Origin of the sequence: Embleya hyalina, from assembly GCF_003967355.1 — a bacterium.
GTDB lineage: Bacteria > Actinomycetota > Actinomycetes > Streptomycetales > Streptomycetaceae > Embleya > Embleya hyalina.
The window spans coordinates 66,022-89,063 of the sequence record NZ_BIFH01000019.1; the positions used below are offsets into that span (position 1 = coordinate 66,022).

General features: G+C 71.1%; 22 protein-coding genes. 12 read left to right on the forward strand and 10 right to left on the reverse strand.

All coding sequences use genetic code 11. The features are described 5' to 3' along the window. Positions 1-222 precede the first annotated feature (222 nt). The 3 genes from EMA17_RS17565 (at position 223) to EMA17_RS17575 (ending at position 2,929) form a co-directional block, all read left to right on the forward strand. On the forward strand, positions 223-837 hold the full coding sequence (locus EMA17_RS17565; protein ID WP_126637991.1) for a cysteine hydrolase family protein: 615 nt from the start codon (positions 223-225) through the stop codon (positions 835-837). A gap of 285 nt (positions 838-1,122) precedes the next feature. Further along, positions 1,123-1,485: a peptidase inhibitor family I36 protein gene (locus EMA17_RS17570; RefSeq protein ID WP_126637992.1), complete on the forward strand. Its 363-nt coding sequence runs from the start codon at positions 1,123-1,125 to the stop codon at positions 1,483-1,485. Positions 1,486-1,609: 124 nt separating this feature from the next. Next, on the forward strand, positions 1,610-2,929 hold the full coding sequence (locus tag EMA17_RS17575; RefSeq protein WP_126637993.1) for an alpha/beta hydrolase: 1,320 nt from the start codon (positions 1,610-1,612) through the stop codon (positions 2,927-2,929). Positions 2,930-3,109: 180 nt separating this feature from the next. Here the strand turns inward: EMA17_RS17575 and EMA17_RS17580 are convergent, their stop codons facing one another. The 3 genes from EMA17_RS17580 to EMA17_RS17590 form a co-directional block, all read right to left on the reverse strand. After that, positions 3,110-4,063: a phosphotransferase family protein gene (locus EMA17_RS17580; RefSeq protein WP_218042887.1), complete on the reverse strand. Its 954-nt coding sequence runs from the start codon at positions 4,061-4,063 to the stop codon at positions 3,110-3,112. 89 nt (positions 4,064-4,152) lie between these two features. Beyond that, a complete protein-coding gene (locus EMA17_RS17585; RefSeq protein WP_126637994.1) occupies positions 4,153-4,650 on the reverse strand; it encodes a DinB family protein in 498 nt (165 codons plus the stop codon). A gap of 39 nt (positions 4,651-4,689) precedes the next feature. Beyond that, positions 4,690-5,562, reverse strand: a complete 873-nt coding sequence (locus tag EMA17_RS17590; RefSeq protein ID WP_126637995.1) for a LysR family transcriptional regulator — start codon at positions 5,560-5,562, stop codon at positions 4,690-4,692. Between the two features lie 94 nt (positions 5,563-5,656). On the opposite strand from EMA17_RS17590, the gene EMA17_RS17595 reads away from it, so the two are divergent. From EMA17_RS17595 to EMA17_RS17605, 3 genes are all read left to right on the forward strand, one after another. Then, a complete protein-coding gene (locus tag EMA17_RS17595; RefSeq protein WP_126637996.1) occupies positions 5,657-5,974 on the forward strand; it encodes a hypothetical protein in 318 nt (105 codons plus the stop codon). A 181-nt stretch (positions 5,975-6,155) separates the two neighbouring features. Beyond that, complete coding sequence (locus tag EMA17_RS17600; protein WP_126637997.1) at positions 6,156-6,896, forward strand: hypothetical protein; 741 nt, start codon at positions 6,156-6,158, stop codon at positions 6,894-6,896. Between the two features lie 11 nt (positions 6,897-6,907). After that, positions 6,908-7,555 carry a hypothetical protein gene (locus tag EMA17_RS17605; RefSeq protein ID WP_126637998.1) on the forward strand — a complete coding sequence of 216 codons (648 nt, stop codon included), beginning with the start codon at positions 6,908-6,910 and terminating at the stop codon, positions 7,553-7,555. Positions 7,556-7,924: 369 nt separating this feature from the next. Here EMA17_RS17605 and EMA17_RS17610 read toward each other — a convergent pair whose 3' ends face one another. Further along, positions 7,925-8,368 (reverse strand): pyridoxamine 5'-phosphate oxidase family protein, encoded by a 444-nt coding sequence (locus EMA17_RS17610; RefSeq protein WP_126637999.1) that lies wholly within the window; start codon positions 8,366-8,368, stop codon positions 7,925-7,927. Between the two features lie 95 nt (positions 8,369-8,463). Further along, the gene (locus EMA17_RS17615; protein WP_218042907.1) at positions 8,464-9,369 is read right to left on the reverse strand and encodes an SMP-30/gluconolactonase/LRE family protein; all 906 of its coding nucleotides are present in this window, start codon (positions 9,367-9,369) and stop codon (positions 8,464-8,466) included. A gap of 413 nt (positions 9,370-9,782) precedes the next feature. Here EMA17_RS17615 and EMA17_RS17620 point away from each other — a divergent pair, with 413 nt between their 5' ends. Next, positions 9,783-10,400, forward strand: coding sequence for a hypothetical protein (locus EMA17_RS17620; RefSeq protein ID WP_126638001.1), 618 nt, complete (start codon positions 9,783-9,785; stop codon positions 10,398-10,400). 62 nt (positions 10,401-10,462) lie between these two features. Here the strand turns inward: EMA17_RS17620 and EMA17_RS17625 are convergent, their stop codons facing one another. Next, positions 10,463-13,744, reverse strand: coding sequence for an ATP-binding protein (locus EMA17_RS17625; RefSeq protein ID WP_126638002.1), 3,282 nt, complete (start codon positions 13,742-13,744; stop codon positions 10,463-10,465). A 311-nt stretch (positions 13,745-14,055) separates the two neighbouring features. Between EMA17_RS17625 and EMA17_RS17630 the strand changes: the two genes are divergently transcribed. Then, a complete protein-coding gene (locus tag EMA17_RS17630; protein WP_126638003.1) occupies positions 14,056-15,183 on the forward strand; it encodes an FAD-dependent oxidoreductase in 1,128 nt (375 codons plus the stop codon). 120 nt (positions 15,184-15,303) lie between these two features. Here EMA17_RS17630 and EMA17_RS17635 read toward each other — a convergent pair whose 3' ends face one another. Both EMA17_RS17635 and EMA17_RS17640 read right to left on the reverse strand, forming a co-directional pair. Next, positions 15,304-16,431 (reverse strand): sensor histidine kinase, encoded by a 1,128-nt coding sequence (locus EMA17_RS17635; RefSeq protein ID WP_126638263.1) that lies wholly within the window; start codon positions 16,429-16,431, stop codon positions 15,304-15,306. 64 nt (positions 16,432-16,495) lie between these two features. Continuing rightward, positions 16,496-17,191 (reverse strand): response regulator transcription factor, encoded by a 696-nt coding sequence (locus EMA17_RS17640; RefSeq protein ID WP_126638004.1) that lies wholly within the window; start codon positions 17,189-17,191, stop codon positions 16,496-16,498. A gap of 211 nt (positions 17,192-17,402) precedes the next feature. On the opposite strand from EMA17_RS17640, the gene EMA17_RS17645 reads away from it, so the two are divergent. The 4 genes from EMA17_RS17645 to vanX all read left to right on the forward strand — a co-directional run bounded on the left by EMA17_RS17645 (position 17,403) and on the right by vanX (position 21,350). Further along, the gene (locus tag EMA17_RS17645; RefSeq protein ID WP_126638005.1) at positions 17,403-18,557 is read left to right on the forward strand and encodes a lipid II:glycine glycyltransferase FemX; all 1,155 of its coding nucleotides are present in this window, start codon (positions 17,403-17,405) and stop codon (positions 18,555-18,557) included. Between the two features lie 114 nt (positions 18,558-18,671). Continuing rightward, positions 18,672-19,712 carry a D-isomer specific 2-hydroxyacid dehydrogenase family protein gene (locus tag EMA17_RS17650; RefSeq protein ID WP_126638006.1) on the forward strand — a complete coding sequence of 347 codons (1,041 nt, stop codon included), beginning with the start codon at positions 18,672-18,674 and terminating at the stop codon, positions 19,710-19,712. Continuing rightward, positions 19,705-20,745, forward strand: coding sequence for a D-alanine--(R)-lactate ligase (vanA, locus tag EMA17_RS17655; protein ID WP_126638007.1), 1,041 nt, complete (start codon positions 19,705-19,707; stop codon positions 20,743-20,745). Before EMA17_RS17650 ends, vanA begins: the two co-directional genes overlap by 8 nt. Further along, complete coding sequence (vanX, locus tag EMA17_RS17660; protein ID WP_126638008.1) at positions 20,742-21,350, forward strand: D-Ala-D-Ala dipeptidase VanX; 609 nt, start codon at positions 20,742-20,744, stop codon at positions 21,348-21,350. Before vanA ends, vanX begins: the two co-directional genes overlap by 4 nt. A gap of 161 nt (positions 21,351-21,511) precedes the next feature. On the opposite strand, the gene EMA17_RS17665 is transcribed toward vanX, so the two are convergent. Both EMA17_RS17665 and EMA17_RS17670 read right to left on the reverse strand, forming a co-directional pair. Further along, a complete protein-coding gene (locus tag EMA17_RS17665; protein WP_126638009.1) occupies positions 21,512-22,015 on the reverse strand; it encodes an oxidoreductase in 504 nt (167 codons plus the stop codon). Continuing rightward, positions 22,012-22,974, reverse strand: coding sequence for a class I SAM-dependent methyltransferase (locus EMA17_RS17670; protein ID WP_126638010.1), 963 nt, complete (start codon positions 22,972-22,974; stop codon positions 22,012-22,014). The genes EMA17_RS17665 and EMA17_RS17670 overlap by 4 nt, the downstream gene beginning before the upstream one ends. Positions 22,975-23,042 lie beyond the last annotated feature (68 nt).

The following is a 23,042-nucleotide window of genomic DNA, read 5'->3' on the forward strand; positions in this document are numbered from 1 at the left end:
ACTTCGAAAAATTCGGATCGTGCCTCGGTACGGCGGCGGCGTCGCGGTGGCGTGCCCCGATCGGGTGGACTTCGGAGGAGTGTGCCGACGTCCGGATCGGTGAATTGTTCGGACACCACCCGACCGGCTCATGGTCCGAGGTTGTCGTTGTGCCGGTGGTCCGTGTCCGGGTCCGGCAGACTGGCCGATGCCGTCGACGGTCCAGGCCACGAAGGAGCCGCCATGTCCGAGACCCTCCGCCTCGATCCGGCGAGGACCGCACTCGTCCTGATCGAGTACCAGAACGATTTCACCAGCGAGGGCGGGGCCCTCAACGGCGCCGTCGCCGCGGTGATGGCGAAGACCGGAATGCTCGCGAACACCGTGGCCCTGGTCGAGGCCGCCCGCGCCGCGGGCGTCACCATCATGCACGCACCCATCACCTTCGCCGCCGGTTACGGTGAACTGTCCCGTCACCCGTACGGCATCCTCAAGGGCGTCGTGGACGGCTCGGCCTTCGTCAAGAACACCTGGGGCGCCGCGATCGTGGACGAACTCGCGCCGGCCGATGGGGACATCGTGATCGAGGGCAAACGCGGGCTCGACACCTTCGCGAGCACGAACCTCGACTTCATCCTGCGCGGCAGGGGGATCGAGACGATCATTCTCGGCGGCTTCCTCACCAACTGCTGTGTCGAGTCGACGATGCGCACCGGGTACGAGAACGGTTTCCGCGTCATCACCCTGTCGGACTGCGTCGCCGCCACATCCCAGGAGGAGCACGAGAACGCGATCACCTACGACTACCCCATGTTCTCGCTGCCCATGACGTCGGCCGAGGTCATCGCCCGCCTCTGACGAGACGCCGCGGCGGGCCCGGACCCACCGTGGAGGCGACCTGCCCGAACCGCCGGTTCGGGCAGGCCGCGCGGTTCACACGTGCGAGGTCGTGGTCCATCGGGTCGACGGGCATCCATTCGGGTGATCGTGGGTTCGGCCCCGCTCGGAAGCGGTCGCGGATGCGTACGATCCTCACGTCGGCCGTCCCGGGCCGCCGACGCAACGGGAGTGGGCGATCGGCGGCGAAGGGGCTTTCGTCGGCGCCTTCGGGGGATTCCCGTCCGTGTGAAAGGAAGTGGCACCATGACCTCCAGGACACGCGCCGCCGCGATGGCCGCCGCACTGCTGGTCGGAGCCGGCGCGATCGCCGCCTCCCCGGCATCGGCGAGAGTGGCGTGGCCGTGTGCCGAGGGGAAGTTCTGCGTCTACCACGGCGCGAACGGCACGGGCCCGCACTACGAACTCCAGGACGGCGCCTCCGATCTGAGCGTGCTGGCCGGCGGGCTCAACGACCACGTGTGGTCGGTCCGGAACAACACCAAGGACGACTGGTGCCTGTTCCGCGACGCCGGGTACAAGAACAAGATCCTCGACATCCTCGACGGCCAGACGATCAACCTGCAGTCGCCGCAGCGGGACCAGGTCAGTTCCACCCGCCGCTGCTGACCCGCGCGAGAGTCGCGGACAGGTGGCTCGGCGTCCGCTGCAACCCTTCGGTTCCCATTCACGTATGCCTTTGAGATCACCGGAGTCGTCGAGATCCCCGGTGCGCGAGGACATGGAGGCATACATGAGGATTCGGGACTTCCGGCGAGCCGCGATCGGGAGTGGTCGGGCCCGAACGTGCTTCGCCGCGGCGGCTGTCGCGGCGCTGCTCGTGGTGCCGGCGCCGGCCCAGGCGGCGGAGGCGTCGGGTGAGGTGCAAGCCGGCTCGCACCGGGTCGCGTCGGTGCGGTACGACCTCGGCGACCGGGCCTTCGTGCCGCCGCCGGTCGAGGCGGGCCAGTACGAGGGGGCGAACGAGCTTGCCGGGGTGGTCCATTACCCGACCGACCTGGCCCGCGGGCGCTTCCCGCTGGTGGTGATCCAACACGGCCTGTGGGACACCTGCGCCGACCGCAGGGCCTCGGTCGACCTCGCGGCGGCGCTCAAGGCCAGGGACGCGGCCATCGCGGCCGGCGACACCGTCGAGGCCGAGCGGCAGCAGAAGTCGGCCGACGTCGCCGCCGACAAGTTGCGCGGTTGGCCGTGTGCGCCCGGGACCGAACAGATCTCCAGCAAGAACGGATACGACTACCTCGCCCGGGACTTGGCCGCCCAGGGCTTCGTGGTGGTGTCCATCGGTACCAACGGCATCAACGCGACGTCGTTCGGGCAGGCGCCCACGGTCTACCACGCCCGGGCCGCGCTGCTCAATCGGCATCTGGCCATGTGGCAGCGGTTGTCCGCGACCGGCGGCGGCGAACTCGCGCACCGCTTCACCGATCCGCGTGACGGCAGGCCCCGTCGGGTCGACTTCCGCGGACGCGTGGACATGGCGAACGTCGGCACGGTGGGCCACTCGATGGGCGGCGGCGGGGTCATGCAGCAGGCCGCCGACCTCCGCCGGGGCGACTGGCCGGCGGGTGTGACGGTGAAGGGCGTGTTCGGCCTGGCGCCGACCGCCAATTGGGACAACGAGCCGGTCACCCGCGTCCCGTTCGCGGTGATGTGGGGGACGTGCGACGCGGTGCGTGGCGGCAACTACTTCGAGTGGAACGCCGGACGGAACACCGTCCCGATCCACAAATTCACCGTACACGGGGCCAATCACGCCTTCTTCAACACCCAGTGGTCACCGAGCAGCGGTCAGGTCAGCGCGCAAGACGACGCGACACCGGGCAGCAAACCCGGCACGTGCCTCTCGTGGGACGGCCGCGACGTCGACGAGGTCGCGTTGACCGAGCCCACTCAACGCACGCTCACGTCCGCGTACGTCTCGGCGTTCTTCCGCCGCTACCTCCACGGTGAGACCACGTTCGACCCGATCCTGGCCGGCACGCGGCGCCCGCCGGGCGTCCCGGCCGACGTCGTCGACACCCGGGTCGGCCCCCCGCTCCCGACCGGCTGAGCGCCCGGACCCGGCGGGCCGTGCGAAGCGGCCTGTCGGGTCCCGGCCACGTGGCACGCCGCCCCGATGCCCCACCGCCCCGTGCCGGCGAGGAGGGGCCGCGTCGCGACGACGAACGCGAAACGCCTGATCCGAGGTCGGTGGCTGCTCGGCCGGTTTCGGCTCCCGGACCGTCTCGGTTCAGGCCGGCGCGTTCATCAGGGCGGTGACGTAGGCGTCCAGGCGCTCCGCCACGACTCGCGTCGTCAGATCCGGCCTCCCGGCCCGTCGCCATGTCCGCGCCACCGACCGCACTTCCTCCGATGTCGCCAGTCCGTCCCGGACCAGCCAGTACAGCCGCTCGCCCGGGTCCGCGGCCCGCACCCCGCCGGCCTGCTCGTACGCCTCGGGGAACCGCAGACCCCACGCCGGACCGTGCAGCAGCGCGAGATTCACGGAGCAGTGCGCCACGTCGAGGTCCGTCGGGCCCCAGGACGTCGTCGCCCAGTCGACGACCCCGGTGATCCGGGCGTCCGCCGGCTTCGCCGGCGGTATGTCGAACAGTACGTTGCCCGGCTGGAAGTCCCGGTGCAGAAACCGCCCTTCACGGGGCGGCGGTGGCTTGCGGATGATGTCGACGGCGGCGGCCCAGACCATCGTGTCGGCACCCTTCGGAATCACGACGGTGTCCGCGGTCGTCAACGCCACATACTCCCGAGGCCGCTCGGCGGGTCGCAGCGCGTGAATCGCCACGAGTTGCCGGGCCAGAAGCGTGACGCGCAGCTCCAGCGCCTCGTCGTCAAGGACCGTCCGGCCCGTCAGACGGGTCATGAGCAGCGACGGATACTCGCAATGCGCGGCGGTCGGGTCGACCGCGACCAGCCCCGGAGCCGGCACGCCGGTCCCCGGGAGCAGGGACAGGGCACCGGTTTCCCGGTCCAGCCGGTCCTCGGCGTCCGCCACGTCGACGTAGGTCCGCAGCACCAGGTCACGGGTGCCTCCGCCGCGGGTGCCGATGGTCAGCCCACGCATCTCGGCGGAGAGGCCACCGTGCAGCACCTCGGCTCCGACAACGTGTTCACCGGCCTCCAGGTGCCGGCTCACCCAGGTCAGGGTCGACGGTCGGACGGTCGCCGCTTCATCGTGGTCGGTCACCGTGCCACCTCACCATCCGGCGGGCCGTCCGCACGAATTCCTCGCGGGTCCGCCGCGTTCCGATGGGACGAACCGGCGCGGCCTCCTCGTCAGGGGACAACCAGCCGTTGGCGGCCGTCGACGAGTTCGCGAACGGCGTCCAGGTGGCCCGCGTGGGTGGCGGTCTCGGTGATCACGTGCAGGACGATCTCGCGGAGGTTGTCGTACCGCCAGTCGGCGAAGAAGTCCGGCCACCAGTTCGGGGCCGCGTCCAGGTCGGCGCCGGCCAGGAAGGTGTCCGCGAGTTCGCCTTCCCGGCGGTAGAGGGCGAAGATCTCCTCGGGCGTCTTCTCGGGGGCGGGCCGCCACGCGTCGTCCCCGGAGCCGAGGATCTCCTCGATCGCCCCTTGTTCTCCCGCGGCGACCGCGCGGAACCAGAACTTCTCGTCGTCCAGGGCGAGATGGTGCACCAGTCCCAGGCACGTCCAGCCGGACGGGAGTACGGGGCGCCGCAGCGCCTCCTCGTCCAGGCCCTCCAGAATGCCCAGGACGTGCTCGCGCTTGCCGTTGAGGACGTGGAGCAGCGTGGTCAGTTCGGTGTCGGCCATGGGCCGGACCGTATCCGACCTCCCCGACGTCGGCCGGCATCACCCGCGTCCACGCGTCGTCCCCGCGGCCTCCACGGCGGCGGCGACGAAGGAGGCGACCATGCGGCGGCGGTCGTCCCGGGACCACGCGAGGACGAGTTCGCTGTCGGGGGCATCGGTCACGGGCCGGTAGACCAGGTCGGGGTGCATGGGCTGGGCCAGCGAGCGGGGCAGGATCGCGATGGTGCGTCCCAGCCTGATCATGTGCAGGGCCTCGGCCGCGTCCGTGACCTCGGGCCCCTGCCCGGCCGCCTCGGGTGCTCCGGTCCAGCGCACGCCTTTCCAGCGAGGCAGTGTTTCCCGGGCGAGGTCGGCGAGAGTGACCTGCGAGCGCGTGGCGAGCCGGTGGTCCGGCGGCAGGATCGCGACGCGTCCTTCGACCAGCAGGATTTCGTGGTCCAGGCCGGTCATGTCGTCGAACGGCGCGTACAGCAGGGCGACATCGGCGCGGCCGGCGCGGACGTGATCGGCGCGGTCGGTGGCTCCGCCGAAGAGGATGTCCACCCGGCGGGCGTCGGGCCGGCCGGCGTAGGCGGCCAGGATGCCGGACAGGAGGTTCGCGTCACCGCCGGGTTTGATCACCAGGCGCAGGTGGGCCTGCCGATCGCCGGCCCGGCGGGCCTTCTCCGCGGCCGCGCCGACGGCGTCGAGGGCGTGCCGGCCGTGGTGCAGGAGCGCTTCGCCGGCGGGGGTGAGGGCGACGTGCCTGCTGGAGCGCTCCAGCAGTCGCACTCCGAGCCGGGATTCCAGGCGCCGGATCGCCTTGGACAGAGCCGGCTGCGCGATCGCCAGGCAGGCCGCGGCGCGACCGAAGTGCAGTTCCTCGGCCACGGCGACGAAGTACTCCAGCTCGCGGGTCTCCAGCTCGGCCATGCGGAAAGGCTACCGCCCGATCCATTCCCACCGGGCATCGAACGAGACCCGATGGATCTTGGACGGGCGCGAGAAACTCCTGTTCCCTGGAGGCATGATTCACCACACGATGATCGTGGCGTTCGACAATCCGATTCCCGCGAGTGAGCTGGACCGGTACCTCCGGGAGTTCGAGGAACTCGTGCGGGGATCCGGTCTGGTCGAGTCGGTCGCGGTCCGGCGACACATCCGCGTTCCGGGCGACGACCACGCCCCGGTGGCCGTCGCCGACGCCGTCCTGCAACTGCGCCTGACCGACCTCGACGCCCTGAACGCGACCTTCTCGATGCCCGGGGCCGTCGACCTCGTCAAGCGCTGGCAGGGGCGCCACCCGTACAAGGTGCTCTGGGCCAACCACGAACCGCTGCCGTAGCGTTCCCGGGTTCCCGCGGGGCACGGTGGTCGACTCGGACGCGCCCGTCCCGGCTGCCACGCGCGCGGCGGGTCGTCCGGCGAGGTCGGGTTCGGCCGGACCGGACTTCCCGCCGCCCCGCGCGTGGTGTTACCGTCCCACTCAGGTTTTGAACACGTTCAATTGTGAAGGTGGCAAGGTGGTGCGGAACGCTCCGAGTGCCGTCGTCGAACTCCGGCCCGCCGGGCCCGACATGCCGGGCGTGCATGGCCCCGCCCGGCTGCTCGTCGTCCTCGCCCTGGTCATACCCGCACTCGGCCTGACGGTCATGGGAGCGCTCGCTCTGGTGGACGACCTCGAGGCGTTCGAGCGCCGGTGGGTGTTCGTGCTGCTCGCGCTGGGCGGCCTGCCCCTTCCGGCTCTGGCCGCGCTCGCCACCACGCGCGACCGCCGCACGTTCCGGATATGGACGCTGGGCGGGGCCCTGGCGACCGCGTGCTTCGGCTTCTGCACGTTCGCCCTCGGCGTCGGGTTCGTGTACCCGCCGTCCGTGGTGCTGCTCCTGCTCGCCTGCGCGGCGACCTATGCCCCCGCGCGCATCCCGACCAACGCGCCGGCGATCGTGGGCGGTCTCGCGGCGTTCGTGTTCGTGGCGGTGGGCGTCGTGAAGGTGGTGGAGGACTCCGCGGAACGCCGCGCCGACCCGCACACGATCTCGGTGGAGTTCGTGGACGAGGCGAGTGAGCAACGTGCCTTCGACTCCTGGGCGCCGACGGCCGCGGGTGACATCCGCGCGCACGGCGCGAGCGGCTACCTGGACACTGTCTCGCGCAGGGTGCACCGGTTGAAGGTCACCTACGACGCCGACCTGACCGACGCCCGAAAGGCCGAGCTCCTGCAACACCTGCGGTACGAACCCGGCGTCGTGTCCGTACACGAATAGGCTCCCCGGGCTTGCGGCACTCGCCCCGCAAGGCGGCGATGCCGCCGTCGACGGAGGCGCAGAGCGCGCTGTACCGCGGCCTGCTGTCCGGCCGTCGGGTGCTGGTGGTGTCGGACAACGCCGCGCACGCCGAGCAGATCCGTCCGCTGTTGCCCGGTTCGCCCGGCTGCCTGGTGCCGGTGACCAGCCGCAACCGGATGCCGGGCCTGGTCGCCGCGGAGGGGGCCGCGCCGACCGTTGTCGATGTGCTGCCCGCCGTCGAGGCCGGGAAGTTGCCGGCGGGCCGGATCGGGCCGCACCGGGTGGCGGCGAAACCGCGGGCGACCGACGAGATCATCACCCGGTGTGCGGGGCTGCCGCCGGCCCCGGCCGTCGTCGCCGTCCGGGCGGCCGGCCACCGTGACTTCTCGCCGGGTGCGCTCGCCGGCGAGCCGAGCGCCGCCCGCACCACCCTCGACCTGTTCGCCGGCGACGACCAGGCCACCGACGTACGGGCGGTGTTCTCCTGCTCGTACCGCACGCTCGACAGCGCGGCGTCCGGACTCTTCCAACTGCTGGGCCCACACCCCGGACCGGACATCACGCCGCCTGCGCTCGTCAGCCTCGACGACCTCGGCCACGACCAGGCGGAAGCGGTACGCACCCGGTTGCGGCGGTAGCCCCCTCGCCCCGGTGCGCGACGGTGGTCGAGCCGGGTTCGTCGGCGAACCCGGCTCGACCCCGCGCAGCGGAACGGCGGGAAGCAGGTGAAGTCGACCATCGCACGGGCCGGTGCCCGGTCCGGCGTGGAGGCCGCGGGTGCGGCCCGGATCCCGGTTCGCTGTTGCTGGGCGAAGACGCTCCCGCCCGATGGGGGCGCCGCCTGCGCCGAAGCCATCGTCGCGATGCCGACGACCATGGCGGCCAGGACCAGTCGCGCAGGTGGCGGACCACCGATGGCACCCTCGTGGGACGCGGGTACCGGAGGACGGGACGTGGGTCCTCGAACTCCCGGTCCGTGGGCCGGTCGACGTTCCTGTGACCGTGGTCTACCGGCCGTCGGGTGTGACCCTGAAGTCGAAGGTGTGCCACCACGCGGGCCGCATGCGGATCGTGATGTAGCCGGCCGGGGTGTCCTCCGTCGCGTCGATGTAGTCGGTGGCGCGGTCCGGGCCCATGTATCGGGCGGCCAGGTCGAAGCGCTCCCGCCTCGGGGTCGGTTCGATCCCGGTCACCGGACCCTCGACCGACACGTACCGGTAGTCGTCGACTCGGGCCACCTGTGCGCACAACGCGAACCGGCCGGCCTCCTCGATGAGCCGGACCTTGCGCAGACCGGGGGAGGTGATCACCGTGACGAGTCCGCCCGGCCGGTACTCGTACCAGATCGGGACGGCCAACGGGGCACGTCCCGCCTCGGCCGTGACGCTCAGGACGGCGACATGCGGCTCTGCGAGGAAGGCATCCCGTTCCTCGCGGGTCATCGGACGCATGACCGTCAGGCTAGCGCCTTGTCGCATTGCCGAGAGGGAGGCAGGCCGGTCGGCGGCCCCGAGCCGGATGTGAACCCGGGCGCCGGGTCGCCTCCTCAGTCGGCCGGGGGGCGGGCCAGGACGACGATGTCGTCCTGGTGCAGGCTGCCCGCGACCAGCGTTCCGTCGTGTTCGGCGACGCCGGTCACGTAGGCGTACGAACCGTCGTCCGTGCGCAGGTCGTGGACGAGGCGTCCGTCGAGGTCGAACGCCATCACCCAGGCGATGGGGGCGGCCTCGGGGCGGATCGCCCGGGGGAGGTTCCACACCAGCAGCCGAAGAAAACCCGGCAGGGGCAACAACCGGTCCAGCAGCGCGTTTCGAGGCGCCACGATGGATACCCACACCAACCCGTCCCGGCCCAGGCTCATGTTGTCGGGCAGGCCGGGGAGGTTGTCGACGAAAGGCTCCATGGCGCCGGCGTTCGGGCCGGTGAGGCGGTAGCGGCTCACGCGGTATCCGCCGGTCTCGGCCACGAGCAGGTGGGAGGCATCCGGTGCGAGGACGAGGCCGTTGGCGAACTTGAGGTCGTTGCGCAGCACGGTGACGGTGCCGTCGCGGTCGCGGCGGACGAGCAGGCCCGTACAGGAGTGCTCCAGGAAGTCGCCGAGGTGGTGTTCCAGGTCCCAGCGACGCGTGGACACCGTGAACCAGACGGTCCCGTCCGGGCCTTCCACCACGTTGCTCGCGAAGGTGAGCGGCCGGTCCTCGACCGTGTCGACGAGTACTTCGACCGATCCGTCGGCGGACATGCGCAGCAGCCCCCGATCGTGATCGCACACCAGAACGCCGCCGTCGGCGCAGGGTTCGAGCCCCAGCGGCCGGCCTCCGGTGTTCCCGAGCACCGTGCGGGCGCCGGTGGCGGGGTCGACGCGCACGATGCTGCCGTCGTCGAGGCCGGCGAGCAGTAGGCCCCGCTCGTCGAAGATCACGTCCTCGGGGCCGTGACCGCCGGTAGCGATGCGGCGGCCGACGACGAAGCGACCGGTGACGCGCGTACGTCCACGATCGACCGGGGCCGGGGGAGGGGTCCAGCGTCGAGGCGAAATAAGGCGACGGTTCGCGGTCACGACAGGCTCCCTGGCCGGGTGTCGACGATGTTCGATGGCGGGGATGGCGGGGATGGCGGGGATGGCGGGCGCGCGGGGCAGTTCCGACGTGGCGATTCCCCCACGTCAGGATCACCGACCGGATGCGGACCATGCCGTCGAGGAGTTCCTGACGGTGGCGCGTCGTTGCCGGTGACCCATCGAAACGAGAACGCGCCTGTGCGCCTTGGAGGGCCCATGTGGCGGCGGCGATGGCCGGGTGCCGTGGACGACGACACCCCCGAAGCCGTGACGGCCTTGTCGTAAGTGGTGGATAACCTGCGGGAATGAGTAACGCGACGTGGGATGCCCTGGCGGCGACACCCCTTCCGGAGGTGCGGCGCCGCGCGGCCGTCATGGACGAGCTCGCCGAGGTCGCACCGGTGGCGGTGACCGGCGCGCGGCGGCTGGCCTGGAACGATCGGGGCGGCCAGTCCGCGGTCTGGTACTTCGCCGAGGACGGCCGCGTGCTGCTGTCGACCTTCGACCACGAGTCGGCGTTGAACCTGTACGCCGAGGAGGATTTCGCCCTTCAGGAGTCCTTCTACCAGGGTGTCCCCGAACCCCTCGTGGCGCTGGTCCGCGACCGTCCCGAGAACTACGAGTCGCTGAACCTCGCGGACGCGACCACGGGTCGGACGATTCACTACGCCGGCGGTGTGTTCTGGTACGACGGTACGCACTGGCGCGTGTCCGACGGCCTGGCGGACTACTGCCGCCGCGAGGACGTGGACCTGTTCGGCGAGTCCGGCTTCGACTACTGCCTGGACGTCTACCGTTTCGGCCGGGACTTCACCGCGGAGACGGTCGTGGCGGTACGGGACGGGCACCGCAGGTACGGGGACGAGCAGGACAAGGCGGCGGACCTGGCCGCCCTCCGGGAAGTCTTCGACCGGCACGGCTGAGGCATATGCTTCCGATCGTCGAAGCGTCGCTCCGACCCACCACCGGCGCGATCGGGTCCCCCTCATCGACGAGTCTCGGGAGAGGGATTCGTTGCCTTCGTGTCGTATGTTGTCGTGGGTGCCCGGTGCGGCCGGGTCGGGTCGATCTCCTGTATGGCCGTCTGTGGGTCCAGTTCGCAGCCCTTCGTGTACGCCGCGGTGAAGGTGTTCGCGCCGAGTGTGGCTCGTCCTCGGTGGGTGATGTCGCGAACGAGTCGATCGGTGTGGTCGTGTGCGCCGCGCAGTCGGGAGGCGGCGCCGAGGAGGACGGCGGCCTCGCCATACCGTCCGTGCGCCTCGGCGAGCGCGGCCACGTGCACCGCCACCAGCGACATCACCGGCAGGTCCCGGGTCCGCAGCGCCGCCGCGTACGCCTTCGCCAGTTCCTGTTCCGCGCCCGTCACGTCGCCCGCCTCCAGACACAGCGAGGCCCGCGCGCCGGCGACCAGGGTCCGCGCGTGGTCTCCGGGGAACGGGCCGTCGCCGCGTAGACCCCGTTCGGCTCCGTCCAGCAGTTCCCGCGCGCGGTCCAGGTCGCCGAGCCGTACCCGCAGGACGGCTTCCCACGCGTCGACCAGGAACGGCATCGCCGGCGAGTTCGCGCGCAGCGCCCGCTCCCGGGCGGTGTCGATCACCGTGACGACCGGGTCGGTGTCGCCGCGCCGCAGGTGCAGGTCGATCCGGCGCAGGTCGGCGAAGATCTCGTCGTCGAGGCCGAGCGAGCCGAACTCGGCCGCCGACGACCGGGCTTCGCGCAGGTCGGCCAGCGCGCCGTCGAGATCGCCGTCGTACTGCCGCAGTTGGGCGCGCATCGGTAGCGTGTTGGCCAGGCCCCAGCGGTCGCCGACCCGCCGGAAGCAGGTCAGGGCCTCCTCCACGTCGGCGCGCGTCCGGTCGAGCTCGCCCGCGTTCTCGGCCAATTGGGCACGGAACATGCGCGCCAACCCGGACAGCCATACGTCGTCGCCCTCGGCCAGGCGCTCGACGATCGCGGGCGTGGCCTTCTCGGCCCGCAGGAACGCGAGCGGCAGCGCGGCGAGCGCGCCGTACGGGCCGGGCAACTCCGGGTACGCGAGCAGCCGGTCGGCCACCGCGCGGATCTCGGCCTGCTCGTCCGCGCCCTCCTCGGCGCTCGTCGCCGGCCGGGCCCCGATCCGGTTGAGCAGGTGGATCGCGCGGGCGCAGTCGCGCTCGGGCGTCGGCTCGCCGCCGGGCACCGCCAGTGCCTCGCCCAGCCAGTGCGCCGCGTCGAGGCGCCGGCCGAACATCTCCCAGTACCAGGTCAGGTTCAGGGCGAGGGCGACCGCGCCGGGGGCGTCGCCGGTGTCGCACCGGCGACGCAGGGCGGCCAGCGTGTTGTCGTACTCGGCACCGATGGCGCGCATGGCCTCCGGCTGACCGGGCCCGCGCAACCGCGGGTCGTACCGGGCCATCAGCTCGGCGAACCAGTCGCCGGCGAGGTCGCGGACGGTGCCGAGGTCGCCCGTCTCGGCCAGGCGCCCGGTGCCGTACTCGCGCAGCGTCTCCAGCATGCGGTATCGGCCCGGGGTGGGCGTGAGGTGCAGCAGCGACCGGTCGACCAGGGCGGCGAGCAACTCGGGGACCTCGGCGACCCGCACGGCGGTGCCGGCGCAGACCGCGCCGGCCGAGGCGGACGTGATGCCGCCGGCCAGGACCGAGACGCGTTCGGCGACCGTACGCTCGTGCTCGTTCAGCAGATCCCAGCTCCAGGCGATGACCGCGCGCAGGGTGCGATGCCGGGGCAGCGCGGTGCGGCTGCCGGTGGTGAGCAGCCGGAACCGATCGGAGAGCCCGTCGGCGAGTTCGGGCAGCGACAGCGTCCGCAGCCGGGCCGCGGCCAGTTCGAGGGCCAGCGGCATGCCGTCCAGGCCGCGGACCACGCGCCGTACGTCGGGCAGCGTGGTCTCGTCGACCTCGAAGCCGGGGCGCACGGCCACGGCCCGCTCGGTGAACAGGCGTACCGCCGCGGCCTGCCGGGCCCGCGCGACGGTGTCGTTCGGGCCGGGCAGCGCCAGCGGGCCGAGCGGAACGAGCGCTTCGCCGTCGATCGCGAGGGGTTCGCGGCTGGTGGCGAGTACGCGGACCCCCGCACAGCGGGACAGCAGTGGCGCGAGCACGTGGGCCACGGCGTCGATCAGATGCTCGCAGTTGTCGACGAGCAACAGGATGTCCCGGCCGCCGAGTCGATCGGCGAGTACGTCCGACTCGTCGCCCTCGACGCGCGTCCGGGCCTCGAACATCGCGCCGGCGCGCGTCCCGATCCCGGCGAGCAGGGCCGCGCCGACCTTGCCCGGCTCGGTGACCGAGGCGAGGTCGATCAGCCGGACGCCGTCGCGGTATTCGTGGCGTCGGCGGCGGGCGGCCTCGACCGCCAGCCGGGTCTTCCCGACGCCGCCGGGGCCGAGCACGGTGACCAGCCGCCCGGCGGCGAGCAGCGTGTCGATCCGGGCGAGGTCGTCGCCGCGCCCGATGAAGCCGGTCAGCGGCGCGGGCAGATTGCTCCACCCGGTCCGCGCGGCGTCCGGGGCGGGCCGTTCGGCGCGCAGCAGCCGCAGGTGGCGCTCGCGCAGGGCGGCGCCCGGGTCGGCGCCGAGGACATCGGCCAGGGTTTCCCGGACCCGCTCGTACAGCGCCAGGGCATCCGCCTGGCGGCCCTGGGCGGTGAGCGCGTCCATCAGCAGCGCCGCCGCCCGCTCGTGGACCGGGTGCTCGGCGAGCAGGGCGGTCAGGCGGGCGGCGGCCGCGTCGGCACGACCCAGGGACGACTCGGCGTCGGCCAGATCGGCGACGGCCTCGATCGAGGCGTGGGCCAGCCGAGCCGCGACGGCCGGCGCCACCGCGGCGACGACCGCGGGTTCGGCGCCGGGAGGGTCCCCCCACAGCGCCACGGCTTCGCCGAGCACGGCCGCCGCGGCATGCGGGTCGCCGGCGCGCAGGTGGTCACGGCCGGCGGCGGCGAGGCGCTCGAACCGCAGCGCGTCCACGTCGGCCGCGTCCACGTCCAGCCGGTAGCCGCCCGCCGATCGTGTGACGTCGCCGGCCGAACCGAGGGCCCGCCGCAGGCGCGAGACCAGGGCCTGCAGGGCATGGGCGGGATCGGCCGGCGGGTCTTCGGCCCAGATCCCGTCGACCAGGACGTGCGGCACGACCGGGCGACCGCCGACCAGCGCCAGCAGTACGACCAGACCCCGCAACCGCGCACCGGCGACGGGCCGCGCGACGTCCCCGCGAGACACCTCGAAGGCGCCGAGCAGCGTGACCCCGAGCCGCGAACCCCTGTCCATCCCCCGATCCTTGCGCGCGCACCGCCGAGTCCCCAAATCAACCGGTCCCGACCCAGGGAGTCCGCTACCCAGGGAGCCCCCGGCCAAGGGAGTCCCGACCCCTGGAGCCCCCCACCCCGGGTCCGCACCGTCATCACCACCGCACCGCAACCGCATCACACGGCCGGCCGCGCTCGCCGCCGCCGCGTGTGCCGCTGTCAGCGCCGCGTGCGGCCCGTGTGAGCGGCCCGGAGCAGCATTCGAGTGCCCGAACATTCCGGTGGCGACGCCGGAGCCCACCGGGCGGCCTCGATCCCGAAGGAGCCACCACCATGAACAGCCCCGTCACGATCATCGGCGCAGGACTCGGCGGACTCGTCCTGGCCCGCGTCCTGCACGTCCACGGCATCGCGGCCACGGTCCACGAGGCCGATCCATCCCCGACCGCGCGCACCCAGGGCGGGATGCTCGACATCCACGACTACAACGGGCAACTCGCCCTCGATGCAGCCGACTTGATCGACGAGTTCCACGCCATCGTCCTGCCCGGCCGACAGTCGATGCGAGTCCTGGACACCGACGGAACCGTCCTGCTCGACAGGGCCGACGACGGCACGGGAGGACGTCCCGAGGTGCAGCGCGGCGAACTGCGACGGATCCTGCTCGACTCGCTCCCGGCCGGCACCGTCCGGTGGGGGCACAGGGTCGCCGACACCCGGCCCCTGGGCGAAGGGCGTCACGAGGTGACGTTCGCCGACGGCGGCACCCTCGTCACCGACCTGCTGGTCGGCGCGGACGGCGCGTGGTCACGGGTCCGGCCGCTGCTCTCCACCGCCACCCCCGAGTACGCGGGCACCTCCTTCGTCGAGATCCACCTCTTCGACGCCGAAACCCGGCACGCCGCCGCCGCGAAGGCGGTCGGCGGCGGATCGATGATCGCGCCCTCGCCCGGCAAGGAGATCTTCGCCCACCGCGAAGACGGCGACACCCTGCACACCTACGTGGCGCTGACCAAGCCACAGGACTGGTTCGCCGCCATCGACTTCACCGACGCCGCCGCGGCCACCGCGCGGATCGCGCGAGAGTTCGACGGCTGGGCACCGGAGCTCACCGCGCTGATCACCGACGGCGACACCGCACCGGTCCTGCGCCCCCACTACGCCCTGCCGAACGGTCACCGCTGGGACCGGCTGCCGGGCGTCACCCTGCTCGGCGACGCCGCCCACCTCACGGCCCCGAACGGCGAAGGCGCCAACCTGGCCATGCTCGACGGCGCCGAACTCGGCAAGGCCATCGCCGCGCGCCCGCACGACATCGAGGCCGCGCTCGCCGAGTACGAACAGGCCATGTTCCTGCGCCCCACCGAGGACGCCGCATTCGAAGGCGCCGAGATCAAGGGGATCGACTCCGCCGACAACACGGCCCACGGCCTGCTCGACACGATCACCCGAACCGGGTAAGACCCCTCCACCCCCGGGTCCTCCGACGCACGGACGGGCCGGGGGGACGGGCCGGAGGCGGCGGGAAGCCGGAGTTCGGCCGATCTCCCGCGCCGTGGCGGCGAATCCCGGCGGGCCCGCTCAGGGTGTCGCGCCCGCATGCCGGGTCTTCGTGCCGGACACCCGCGTCGAGGTGGGCAGTTCGACGGTGATGCGCAGTCCGCCCCAGGGGCGTGGGGTGATGTCGAGGGATCCGTCGTGTACCCGGACGATGCTCTTGACGATCGCCAGCCCCAGGCCGACGCCCGCGTGGTCGTTGCGGATCCGTTCGGTGCCGCGCTGGAAGGGCTCGGTGAGAGTGGAGACCAGCTGTGCGGAAAGCACCTCGCCGCTGTTCTCGACCGTGAGCACCACGGTGTTCGCGCGGACGCCGGTCTCGACCCACACGGCGCCCTGCTCGGGCAGGTTGTGCACGATGGCGTTGTGGACGAGGTTCGTCGTCATCTGGAGCAGAAGCGCCGGTGACCCGACGGCGGGGGTGATCTCGCCGGAGGCGTCGATGGTGACACCACGTCTCTCGGCGAGGGGGAGCAGTGTTTCGGTGGCTTCCTCCACCAGGAGCGACAGATCGACGGGTTCTCGGGTGACCGAGCCCTGGTCGGTGCGGCTGAGGACGAGCAGCGCCTCGGTGAGTTCGATCGCCCGGGCGTTGACGGCGTGCAGGCGGGCGACGAGTTCGCCGTGATCCTGGGTCGGATTGTTGCGGGCCACGTCGAGAAGCGTTTGCGAGATCGCCAGCGGAGTGCGCAGTTCGTGCGAGGCGTTGGCGGCGAATCTTCGCTGTTCGGCGACGTGTTCCTCCAGCCGGGCCAGCATCGCGTCGAAGGTGTCGGCGAGTTCGCGGAACTCGTCCTTGCGGCCCCGCAACCGGATCCGGTGGGAGAGCGACCCGTCGGCGGCCTTGCGTGTGGCGTCCGTGATGCGGGTCAGCGGCGCGAGCATGCGGCCGGCGAGAATCCATCCGCCCACCAGACCGAACACCAACAGGAAGCTCATGATCGTGGTCGCGACCGGCATGAAGGAGCGCAGGAAGACGATGCGACCGTGTCGGGGGACCAGGCCGCCGCTGTCCCTGATCGGCTTGTAGGGCACATAGCGCCACAGGGACCACCACAGCACGATGAGCAGCAGGACGCCGGCCAGCATGAGGAAGCCGGCGTAGCTGAGGGTGAGTTTGAGGCGAGCGCTCAGTCCGGGAGCCCGTTCCACCGGCTGCTCGGGTGTCCCGTGCACGGCCCGCGGGGGTGCTTTGCCCAGGGGCTGTACGGACGCCCTATGCACCGTCGCCGCCCTCGCGTTCGTGCTCCGATCGGGCGTCCATGCGATACCCGACACCGGGGACGGTGAGGATGATCCAGGGTTCGCCGAGCCGTTTGCGCAGGGCCGAGACCGTGATGCGTACCGCGTTGGTGAACGGGTCGGCGTTCTCGTCCCACGCTCGGGCCAGAAGTTCCTCGGCGCTGACGACACCGCCTTCGGCGCCGACGAGGACTTCGAGCACCGCGAACTGCTTTCTCGTCAGCGCCACGTAGCGCCCGTCGCGGTAGACCTCCCGGCGGAAGGGATCCAGCCGCACACCCGCGATCTCGCGTACCGGGGGCCTGCTGTGCGCACGTCTGCGGTCCAGGGCCCTGAGCCTGAGCACGAGTTCGCGCAGTTCGAACGGCTTGGTGAGGTAGTCGTCGGCGCCGAGTTCGAACCCGGTGACCTTGTCGTCGATGCGGTCGGCGGCGGTGAGCATGAGGATGGGCAGGCCGCTGCCGGAGGCGATGATGCGGGTGGCGATCTCGTCGCCGGAGGGCCCGGGGATGTCCCGGTCGAGGATGGCGATGTGGTAGCTGTTGATGCTCAGCAACTCCAGGGCGGTGTCGCCGTCACCGGCGATGTCGGCCGCGATCGCTTCCAGGCGCAGACCATCGCGGATGGCTTCCGCCATGTAGGGCTCGTCCTCGACGATCAGCACACGCATGCCCCGATGCTACGAGGTGCCGCATATCGTCGGTCTATCGAAAAGCGCATACGTACCGGCAACGGCACGCCGCCTTCACTGACGGAATGTCCTACCGCCAGCCGACACCGACACCGACACCGACACCGACGGCGATCCGGCGTCCTCGTCCGCCACGACCGTCCTCCCCGTCCTCCCCGTCCGGCAGGGCCGACGCGGGGACGAGGCGCCGATGAGCCGAACCGCACCCCGCCGAATCACCCCGGCCGAGGGAACACGCCTGACCGTCGCGTCGATCGGCGCGCACGAGCATTTGGCCTTCGTGCGGGCGCAGCGCTCGGTCAGCTTCCTCCAGACCCCGGCGTGGGGCCGCGTCAAGACCGAGTGGCGCAGCGAATCGGTCGGCTGGTACGACGGCCCGCGGCTGGTCGGCGCCGGGCTCGTCCTGCACCGTCCGGTGCCGCGGCTGGAGCGGTACACGCTGGCCTATCTGCCCGAAGGGCCGACCATCGACTGGACCGGTGAGATCGACGCCTGGCTCCACCCGTTGGCGGTCCATCTCAAGGCACGCGGGGCGTTCGCGATCCGGTTGTGCCCGCCGGTGCGGATGGATACGTGGAGCGCGGAACAGGTCAAGGAGGGCGCCGCCGATCCGGGCATCCGGCGGCTCACCGACATCCCCGGTCGCTCGCCCGACCCGGTCGGTGCCCGTGTGAGCGGCCGGCTGCGGGACGCCGGATGGTTGCCGCAGAGCCCGGAGGACGGCTTCGGGCTCGGCCAGCCGCAGTTCAAGTACGAGATTCCGCTGGTCGGCAGGACCGAGGACGACGTGCTCGGGGGCATGAACCAGCTCTGGCGTCGCAACATCAGGAAGGCGGAGAAGGAAGGCGTCCGGGTCACGATCGACACGGACCTGGCGGCGTTCCACGACCTGTACGTGCACACCGCCGAACGCGACCGCTTCATTCCGCGGCCACTGCGCTACTTCGAGAGCATGTTCGCGGCGATGAGCGCGGAGGATCCGGAGCGGATCAAGCTCTACGTGGCTCGCCACGAGGGCGACCCGGTCGCCGCGACCATCCTGGTCCGCGTCGGTGCCCACGCGTGGTACTCCTACGGCGCCTCCTCCACCGACAAGCGCGAGGTGCGCGGTTCCAACGCGTGCCAGTGGGCGATGATCCGCGACTCGCTGGCGGCCGGCTGCGACGTCTACGACCTGCGGGGCATCACCCCCACGCTCGACGCCGACGACCCGCACGTCGGCCTGATCCGGTTCAAGGTCGGCACGGGTGGTCGGGCGGTGAGGTATGTCGGCGAATGGGACCTGCCCCTGCGACCGATGGTCTATCGGGCATTCGACCTGTACATGAGGCGCCGCGGGCGATGACGCCGCGTGGTGCGCGGAATTGCCGCGCCACGATAATACCGGCGAGTAACATAGCGTCCGCATATCGAAACTCGCATACGTTCCGACAACGCCGCGCCGTCTTGACTGGATGGCATGAGTCATCGCGACCCGATACGAACCGAGGCCCGCCGCACCGAATCCGCGACGTCCTCGTCCTCCTCGGCCGCCCGAACCACGGGAATCACGATCTATGGCTGTGAGCGGGACGAGGCCGCTCTGTTCCGAGAAATGTCACCCCGCTTCGACATCGTGCCGACCATTACCGCGGCGGCGCCATCCGAGGCCAACATCGAGCTGGCGTCGGGAAACCGCTGCATCAGCGTCGGCCACAAGACGCGCATCGCCGATGCCACCCTCCTCGCACTCGGTCGGGTCGGCGTGGCGTACATCTCCACACGAAGCATCGGATACAACCACATCGATGTGAAATACGCGGAGAGCGTCGGGATCTCCGTCGGCAACGTCCGCTATTCCCCCGACAGCGTGGCCGACTACACGCTGATGCTCATTCTGATGGCGCTGCGAAACGCACGGTCCATCATCCGCCGGGCGGACGCGCACGACTACTCGCTGAATGATGTGCGCGGGAAGGAATTGCGTGACCTGACCGTCGGGGTGGTGGGAACCGGGCGTATCGGCGCGGCCGTCGTGGACAGGTTGCGAGGCTTCGGCTGTCGCATAGTGGCCCACGACACCACTCCCAAAGTCGCGGTGAATTACGTCGACCTCGACGAACTGCTTCGCGTGAGCGACATCGTGACGCTGCATACGCCGCTCAATGCGGACACCCACCATCTCATCGACGGCCGACGCATCGGGCGGATGAAGAACGGTGCCTTCATCGTCAACACCGGACGCGGCGCACTGATCGAGACCGAGGCCCTGATCGCGGCGCTGGAGCGTGGCGGACTGGGCGGCGCGGCGCTGGACGTGCTCGAAGGAGAGGAAGGAATCTTCTACGCCGACCGCCGGAACACCTCCGTCGAAAGCAAGTCGTTGCTGCGGCTGCACGAGCTTCCGAACGCCCTGATCAGCCCGCACACCGCCTATTACACGGATCACGCCCTCCGTGACACGGTCGAAAACTCCATCGTCAACTGTCTGAAGTTCGAGAGCGGGGATCAGCGTGGCTGAGACAAGAATCGGGATCATATTCGGGGGCGCTTCCGAAGAGCACCCCATCTCCGTCAAATCGGCGCAGCTGGTCGCGAAGAACCTCGACCCGGAAAAATATCTGCCCTTCTATATCGGGATCACGAAGAGCGGCGGCTGGAAGCTGTGCGACGGCCCCGATACGGACTGGGCGGACGGCGATTGCCGTCCGGTCGTACTGGCACCGGACCCCGACGTGCACGGACTGCTCGTCCTGGAGTCGGGTCGCTACGAGACGATCCGCTTGGATGTGGTGTTGCCCGTGCTGCACGGCAAGCTCGGCGAAGACGGCGCGCCGCAGGGTCTGCTGGAGCTCTCCGGAATCCCCTATGTGGGCTGCGACATCCAAAGCTCCGCGCTGTGCATGGACAAATCCCTCGCCTACGCCGTCGCCGCGGGCGCGGGAATCGACACGCCGAATTTCATCACTCTCACCGCGGACGAGGACATCGACGCCGACGGGATTCTCTATCCCGCGTTCGTGAAGCCGGCCCGTTCCGGATCGTCGTTCGGGGTCGGCAAGGTGTCCCGGCCGGAGGAACTGGCCGATGCCATCGCCGCGGCACGTCGCTACGACTCGAAGATCCTGATCGAAGAGGCCGTCGTCGGCAGCGAGGTCGGCTGCGCGATATTGGGCAACGATCCGGATTTGATCACGGGTGAAGTGGACCGCATCGCGCTGTCGCACGGATTCTTCAAGATCCATCAGGAGGCCACGCCCGAAAGCGGCTCCGACAATTCGACCCCGATCGTGCCCGCCGACATCCCGGCGGAGTCGCACGCTCGTGTCCGGGAGACGGCCAAGGCCATATACCGCGCCCTCGGATGCAGGGGGCTGGCGCGCGTGGACATGTTCCTCACGGCGGACGGAAACGTGGTCCTCAACGAGGTCAACACGCTCCCCGGCCTCACCTCGTACAGCCGCTATCCGCGCATGATGGCAGCCGCCGGGTTCCCGTTGTCGGAAGTGATCGACCGGTTGGTGTCGTTGGCGATCGAAGGAAAGAATCGATGAACGACGACTTCGTCTTCGTCGACGAACTGATGCCCGGAGTGCGGTGGGACGCCAAGTACGCCACCTGGGACAACTTCACCGGCAAGCCCGTGGACGGGTATCGGGCCAATCGGATCGTCGGTACCAGGGCCTTGTGCGCGGCCCTGAAACTGGCGCGGGAAGAGGCCGCATCCCTCGGATTCGACCTGCTTCTCTGGGACGGCTACCGCCCCCAGCGCGCCGTCGATCGATTCCGGGAGTGGGCGACCCGGGCGGAGGACGGCCGGACCAAGGCGCGACACTATCCGAATATCGACAGGGCCGAGATGTTCGAAAAGGGATACGTAGCCGCCAAGTCGGGCCACAGCCGGGGCGGCACCGTCGACCTGACACTCCATCACCTGGATACCGGCGACCTGGCCGCCATGGGCGGCCACCACGACCTGATGGACCCGATCTCGCACCACGGAGCACAGGGGATCACACAGGTCGAAACGACCAACCGGCAATATCTCCGCGCCATCATGGAGGTCGGCGGGTTCAGCGCGTACGACTGCGAGTGGTGGCACTACACGCTGAAGGACGAGCCCTACCCGGACACCTATTTCGATTTCCCCATCGCGTAGTCGGGAGGGCCCCGACGGCCACGCCGAGGCTCCGGCGGTTCGCGAGACCGGTGACGGTCACCCCGAACCGCCGAAGCCCTTGGCGACGAGGCCCCGGGCCGACCCCGCGACGGCCGACGTTACGGTTCGTCACGGTGTCGGTGGGTGTGCGGGTGACGTTCCTAGAGTGGTGTTCGGTACCAGCGTCGGTGTACGTACGGCTCGACGAGGAGGATGCCGCTTCCCGCGGTCGCCGCGACGGCCGCGCCGGCGGATGTTCCCCACCCGGCCGCCACGACGCCGCCCACGACCAGCAGTGGCCGCACCATGGTCAACGGGCCGAGCCCGGCGAGGATGGCGAACGTGGCGACGCGGAACGAGCCCGCGAGGTAGCAGAGCATCGACACCGCGACGATCCCGGCGTAGGGCAGCAGGACGGCGAGCATCCGCCATGCGGCCGCGTCGAGTTCGGCGTACCGGGCGCCGCGGTCGTCGGCCGCGCCGAGCACGGCCAGGGCCACCGCGGCGCTCGTGGCGAGTACCGGCACGCCGGGCAGCAGGCCGCGTCGGGCGGCCCGCAGGTCGGCGGCGCGGCGACGGATGCGGCCGTTGCGACCGCCGGAGGCCCGGAAGCCGGACAGCGCCGCGTCGACCAGGGCGAGGGCCACCAGCAGCAGCGCGCTCACCCGGCGACCCCCTGGAGTCTGCGGGCCTCCTTGCCGAGCGCGGCGCGCAGCGGCCCGACGAGGTCGGGGCGGATGCCGAGTACCGGGCGCAGCGTCGTGCACAGGGGGTTGCTGCGGGTCGTCGGCTCGTGGATCAGCGGTACGAGCGGACGCGCGGCGCGGGCGGCGTGCAACAGGGTCGTGTCGTCGTGGGCGCGGCGGGCGGAGGCGACGCCGTCGTGGCGTCCCAGGGGGTCGCGCATGCGGGCGCGGTGGAAGAGCCAGGCGCCGAACGGGGCGATGCGGGTGGCGGCTATGTCGTAGTGGCAGAAGGCGACGGTGTCCGGAGTCGCCTGGGCGGCGAAGAAGGTGTCGAGGTCGGGGCCGCGGAAGTGGTGCAGGAGGCCGGTGGAGATGTAGACCGTCGCCGCACGGACCGCCGCGCCCGGAGTGGGAATCGTCCCGGGCGCGGTCTCGTCGAGCCGGAAGGCGTTCGCGCGCGTGAACCGACAGGGGAGTCCTTCGTCGTCGGCGAGCCGGGTCGCCTCGGCGACCAGTGCGGCGTGCACGTCGGCGCCCACCACCTCGACGTCGGGGCCCAGCACCTCGTGGGCGGCGAGCCAACGCACGACATGGCCGAGGCCGCAGCCGATGTCGACGACCCGGATACGATCCGGCGCGTCCTCGGCGGAGCGGACCGCGGTGAGCAGCGGTCCCAACAGGTGGGCGAGCCGTTCGGGGATGCGCAGTTCCTCGCTCAGGCGCTGCAGTTCGGTGTGCACGGCGACCAGGCGGCGGTCGACGTACGCCGGGTCGAGGAGGCCGCCGTCGAGCACCGGCAGCCGGGCGGCGATCCGCGCCCCCCGGGACTGACCCGCGGCGCGCAACGTCGCGACCACGTCGGCGCGTGCGACCGGCACCCGATCGAGCGAGCCGGGATGGTGGTCGACGATCAGGTCGGAGACTTCGAGAGGGGACACCGGAGCACGGTACGCCGCATGCTCCCGCACCCGTCGACCGACCTCCTCGCCCCCGGAGTTCGTCGCGG